The sequence below is a fragment of the Emticicia sp. genome, assembly GCF_049241225.1.
GTDB lineage: Bacteria > Bacteroidota > Bacteroidia > Cytophagales > Spirosomataceae > Emticicia.
Genome location: NZ_JBMLRC010000315.1, coordinates 9,535 through 15,249 on the forward strand (window position 1 = coordinate 9,535; position 5,715 = coordinate 15,249).

Genomic DNA, 5,715 nt, shown 5'->3' on the forward strand with positions numbered 1-5,715 from the left:
AATGAAAAAAATACTATCAAAAATATACTCCCCTTCAGGGGTTGGGGGTATTCTTTACTTCCTCGGAAGTATGCTTATCCTTTTAGGAATTTGGCAATTAGTAACATTCATTACCAAATCAGAAATTCCTGGGCCAGTGGCAACTTGGACAGTCTTTTCTGAAATGTTAGCCGAGCCTTTTTATGATTATGGCCCCAATGATAAAGGCATTGGCCTTCAACTTTGGTACTCGTTGCGTCGTGTCTTTTTGGGGTTTGCTTTGGGTAGCCTCATTGCTATTCCAGCGGGTTTGCTGATGGGTTCTTCTAAAATTGGTATGAAATTACTCAATCCGATTGTGCAGATTTTGCGTCCAGTTTCACCTTTAGCGTGGTTTCCATTGGGTTTGTTGGCTTTCAAAGCATCTGACCAAGCCACAATTTTTATCATCACCATTACCTCATTGTGGCCAACGCTTATCAATACTGCTTTTGGAGTTTCGTCATTGCCAGCCGACCATAAAAATGTTGGAAAAGCTTTTGGTTTTTCTCGCTGGAAATACATCACAAAAATTCTATTGCCATTTGCTTTACCTCATATCATTACTGGGCTTCGCCTTTCGATTGGTATCGCTTGGGTAGTAATTGTGGCTGGCGAAATGCTTTCGGGCGGTGTCGGAATCGGCTTTTTTGTTTGGGACTCTTGGAATGGCCTGAGCCTCGAAAAAATCCTTTCCGCAATTCTTATCATCGGAACCGTGGGGCTGTTGTTCGATAAAATTTTCAACGTACTTCAAAAAGCATTTAGTTATGAAAGCAAATAATGAACTTTTAATAGATGATTCTTCATCGTTTCACAAGATAATCTCCGAAACCAGTATCGAAGTCAAAGACGTTACTGTTTCGTTCAAATCGAAAGGTAAAGGCACATTTACTGCCGTAAAAGACATTGATTTGACCATCAAAAAAGGCGAAATCGTTAGTATCATTGGTCACTCAGGTTGCGGAAAATCAACCTTAATGAATACAATTTCGGGTATGGTGGCTCCATCTTCGGGTGAAGTGATTGCCAACGGGAAAACAGTAAAAGGCCCAGGCCCAGACCGAGGAATCGTATTCCAAAACTACTCACTTTTACCGTGGCTTACTGTTTATAAAAATGTTTTCGAGGCAGTTGATTCCGTTTTACCGCATCTTTCAAAAGCTGAAAAAATCGAATTAGTTGAGAAAAACCTCAACATGGTAAACCTTTGGTCGCATAAGGATAAACTTCCGAGCCAATTATCAGGAGGAATGAAACAACGGGTGGCCATTGCTCGTGCATTTGCTATCAATCCGAGTATTTTGTTGCTTGATGAACCCTTCGGTGCGTTAGATGCCCTGACCAAAGGCTCTATGCACATTGAGTTATTGAAACTCTGGAATCTGGATAATCGCAACAAAACCATCGTGATGGTTACGCACGATATCGAGGAAGCGATTTTCTTATCGGATAGAGTAGTGGTAATGAATAATGGTCCTGCCGCAACCATCAAAGAAATTGTTGATATTCCGCTTGCTCGCCCTCGCAATAAAAAAGACATCATACACTTACCTCAATACATCGAAGTCCATGACCGATTACTGAATTTATTATTCGATAAGTTCTCAATCGAAGATTTATAATTAGTCATTGGTTGACAGTTTTACGAATCCCTTTTGGCTTTGCCAACTGGGATTTTTCCATAAATCTGTCAATTTTTGAGTATAAATACTTATAAAAATGAGTATAAGTAACTAAAATGTTGAATACTGTCAATCAAAGAAAAAAAATGAAAAAAAGCAACGAAAACAATCACAATAACTCCCCTTTAGGGGCAGGGGGTTCTCCACTTTCATCGCTCAATGTACTGAGCTTTTCAGGCGTTCAGATGCGTACTTTCCACATAACGTGGTTTACATTTTTCATGTGTTTTTTTGGCTGGTTTGGTCTGGCTCCACTCATGCCAACCATTCGTGAAGACTTAGGACTTACCAAAGCACAAGTAGGCAATACGCTCATTGCAGCGGTTTCGGCTACCATTATTGCACGTTTACTAATCGGTCGTTTGTGTGATACTTGGGGGCCACGCAAAACTTACACGGCTCTACTTATTTTCTCGGCCATTCCAGTGTATTTGGTGGGTTTATCGCACAGCTACGAAACATTTTTGCTCTTCAGATTAGCCATCGGGGTAATTGGTGCTTCGTTTGTCATTACACAATACCATACTTCGGTTATGTTTGCTCCCAATATCAAAGGCACAGCCAATGCTGTGGCTGGTGGTTGGGGAAATTTGGGCGGAGGAATTACGAATATGCTTATGCCCGTAATTTTTGCTGGAATCGTAGGCTTAGGTTATACAAAAGGCGAGGCTTGGCGTTTGGCCATGATTGTACCAGGTACATTGCTGCTAATTAGTGCATTTCTGTACTATAAATTTACAAAAGATACTCCCGCAGGAAATTACGAAGACATTGATCGTGAAGTAGTTAAAAAGCAGAAACCAAACACAATGGAAGTAGTGAAAGATTGGAGAGTGTGGGCTTTGGCTTTTTCATACTCGATTTGTTTCGGAATGGAAATTACTTTCGATAACGTGGCTGCACTTCACTTTGTCGATAACTTTGGCGTTGACCAAAAACTGGCTGGGCTATTAGCAGGGCTTTTTGGATTCATGAATATTTTTGCTCGTGCATTGGGAGGAATTTGGGCCGATAAAATTGGAAAGAAAAACGGACTTTCGGGTAAAGGAAAACTCTTAGCAGTTTTAATTGCCATCGAGGGTATCGGTTTAATCTTATTTGCGGGTTCTACTTCACTTCCTTTGGCTATTGCTTCAATGGTTTTGTTTGCATTATTTCTGAAAATGGCCAATGGTGCAACCTACGCTCTCACCCCTTTCATCAATGCACAAAATGTAGGCTTAGTAGCTGGTATTGTTGGGGCAGGTGGAAATATCGGCGGAATGTTGATGGGCTTTCTATTCAAGTCTGAAAATCTGACTTATGCCGACGCATTTCAATACATTGGCTATGCAGCCATTGTGGCGGCAGTACTCATTCTGATAACTAAGTTTACACCCCTAACCCCTAAAGGGGAACTTAAAGAAAAAGTAAAAGGATTGGAATTTGCCGAATAGTAAGAATTATTGTAATGTAAGTAATAAGATTTATATAATCGACAATTCTATAAATAGCTAAGAGGCTGTTTATAAGCCCATTAACTTTCTGTGGACTTGTCGACTATTGACCGTGGACTACTTAACTCACTATTAAGAGTTTATTAGGTAAATAAAAGTATGCAAAATAACAAAAATAAAAACCTTAGCTCCCCTTCAGGGGTTGGGGGTGGTCTAAAAACCACCTGTTGCTACTGTGGAGTAGGCTGTGGAATCATAGCCACCGATTTGGGTAATGGAAAGATAAATGTAGAAGGCGATAAAGATCACCCAGTTAACCGAGGTATGCTCTGCTCGAAAGGCATGAATTTGCATTATACCGTCAATGATAAATCAGACCGATTGTTATACCCACAAATGCGAATGAATCGGAGTATGCCGATGCAACGTACTACTTGGGACGAAGCTCTGGAGCGTACGGCCGCTATTTTCAAGACCTTTATCAGAAAATACGGTCCTGATTCGGTTGGTATTTACGTTTCGGGGCAATGCCTTACAGAGGAATATTACCTTTGGAATAAACTCATGAAAGGCTTCATTGGCTCCAATAATATCGACACCAATTCTCGTTTGTGTATGTCGTCGGCGGTGGTTGGGTATAAGCTTTCTTTGGGCGAAGACTCAGTGCCAGTTTGTTATGATGATATTGAGCAATCAGACTGTATTTTGGTCGAAGGGGCAAACCCAGCTTGGTGTCATCCAATTATTTGGCGTAGGGTAGAGGCTCACAAAGCTGCCAACCCTGATGTAAAAATCATTACGGTTGACCCACGACGCACGCAAACTGCTACTTCATCGGATATTCATTTGCAAATTAATCCTGGTACCGATGTTACACTTAATCATGCTATTGGACGAATTTTAATCGAAAATAATTGGATTGATAATGACTTCATTCAAAATCATACCGATGGGTTTGAAGATTATAAAACCAAAGTTTTTGAAAGAACCCTCGCCGAATCGGCCGAAATTTGTGGCGTTGACGAAAAACTAATCGTCAAAACAGCCTCATTCATTGCCAAAGCCAAAGGTTTTCTGTCGATGTGGACAATGGGACTCAACCAGTCGGTAATTGGAGTAAATAAAAATCTTTCGTTGATTAATCTAAGTCTGATTACTGGTAAAATTGGTAAGCCAGGAAATGGTCCATTTTCACTCACTGGTCAACCCAATGCCATGGGTGGCCGTGAAGTTGGTGGACTGGCAAATATGTTGGCATCGCACCGTGAAATTGCCAACCCCATTCACAGACTCGAAATGGAAGAGTTTTGGGGAGGAACAACAATTTCTGATAAAATCGGGCTTACTGCTACCGAAATGTTTAAGGGATTAGAAGAAGGAAAACTAAAAGCCATTTGGATTGTTTGTACAAACCCAATGGTGAGTCTTCCCGATGCTCGAATGGCCGAACTGGCCATGAAAAATGCTAAATTTGTGGTAGTTCAAGATGTTTCTAACCGAGCCGATACAATAAAATTTGCCGATGTGGTGCTTCCTGCGGCTGCTTGGGCAGAAAAAGAAGGAACAATGACCAACGCCGAGCGGAGAATTACGCACCTAAGCAAAGTTATAGATGCCCCAGAAGAAGCCTTACCCGATGCCGAAATCATCTGTCGATTTGCCGAAAAAATGGGTTGGGGAAATAAATTTACCTACAATAATTTCAGCGAAATCTATAAAGAATACACCGAAACCACTCGTGGAACTAATATCGACGTAACGGGCGTGAGTTATGAATTATTGAAAGAAAGAACTGTGCAATGGCCAGCCCCCCAACCCCCAATGGGGGAGTTGTCGACGAATATATTAGTTCCCCCATCGGGGGCGGGGGCGACCGACGCTTCGGGGGCTGGACGTGGACTTTTTCAAGACCATCAATTTTACACTCCCAACAAACGTGCAAAGATTCATGCCGTGCCCGACGAAAATCTCTCCGAGAAATTGACCGAAGATTTTCCTTTGATTTTGCTCACCGGTCGTATTCGTGACCAATGGCACACCATGACCAAAACCGGACGAGTGAACAAGCTGAATCAGCACATTCCAACGCCATTTGTAGAAATTCACCCAAAAGATGCACAAAAACGGGGGATTGAAGAGGGGGCAATCGTAGAAGTGAACGGAAATCGTGGAAGTGTAAAAGTAAAAGCAAAAATTACTGACGAAGTAAAACAAGGTACATGCTTTTTACCAATGCACTGGGGCCGAATTTTGGGTAATGATTTTGGCCGTGCCAACAATCTCACAAATGTTTTGGTCGATGCTCGTTCAAAAGAACCCGATTTTAAATTCTCAGCCGTCGAGATAGCGAAATATGTAAAACCAAAAGAAAAAATCATCATCATCGGGGCAGGATCGGCTGGTCTGGGTTTTATTGCTGCTTACCGAAAACTTAATCAAACCGATGATATTGAGGTTTTTTCAAAAGAAATTTATCCATTTTATAACCGTGTAATGTTGCCCGATTATATCAGCGGAACTCAATCGTGGGAACAACTCGTGAAACTTCGAGAAGACCAATTTGAAGAAAATAACAT

At 41.4% G+C, this 5,715-nt stretch carries 4 protein-coding genes; all 4 read left to right on the top strand.

What is annotated here, in order from left to right:
* The coding region (gene ntrB / locus ACOVO2_RS16730) for a nitrate ABC transporter permease (RefSeq protein ID WP_188768191.1) at positions 1–802 on the top strand (802 nt) is incomplete at its 5' end.
* Positions 789–1,643, top strand: a complete 855-nt coding sequence (locus ACOVO2_RS16735; protein WP_421771080.1) for an ABC transporter ATP-binding protein — start codon at positions 789–791, stop codon at positions 1,641–1,643. The genes ntrB and ACOVO2_RS16735, both read left to right, overlap by 14 nt.
* Positions 1,644–1,789: 146 nt before the next feature.
* The gene (locus tag ACOVO2_RS16740; RefSeq protein ID WP_421771081.1) at positions 1,790–3,139 is read left to right on the top strand and encodes a NarK family nitrate/nitrite MFS transporter; all 1,350 of its coding nucleotides are present in this window, start codon (positions 1,790–1,792) and stop codon (positions 3,137–3,139) included.
* A 159-nt stretch (positions 3,140–3,298) separates the two neighbouring features.
* Positions 3,299–5,715 (top strand): molybdopterin-dependent oxidoreductase (locus ACOVO2_RS16745; protein WP_421771082.1); only part of this gene is annotated, 2,417 nt, incomplete at its 3' end.

Excerpts from the sequence above, each read along its gene's own strand:
- ACOVO2_RS16735 (WP_421771080.1), top strand. The coding sequence starts at position 789 with ATGAAAGCAAATAATGAACTTTTAATAGATGATTCTTCATCGTTTCAC.
- ACOVO2_RS16740 (WP_421771081.1), top strand. The coding sequence starts at position 1,790 with ATGAAAAAAAGCAACGAAAACAATCACAATAACTCCCCTTTAGGGGCA.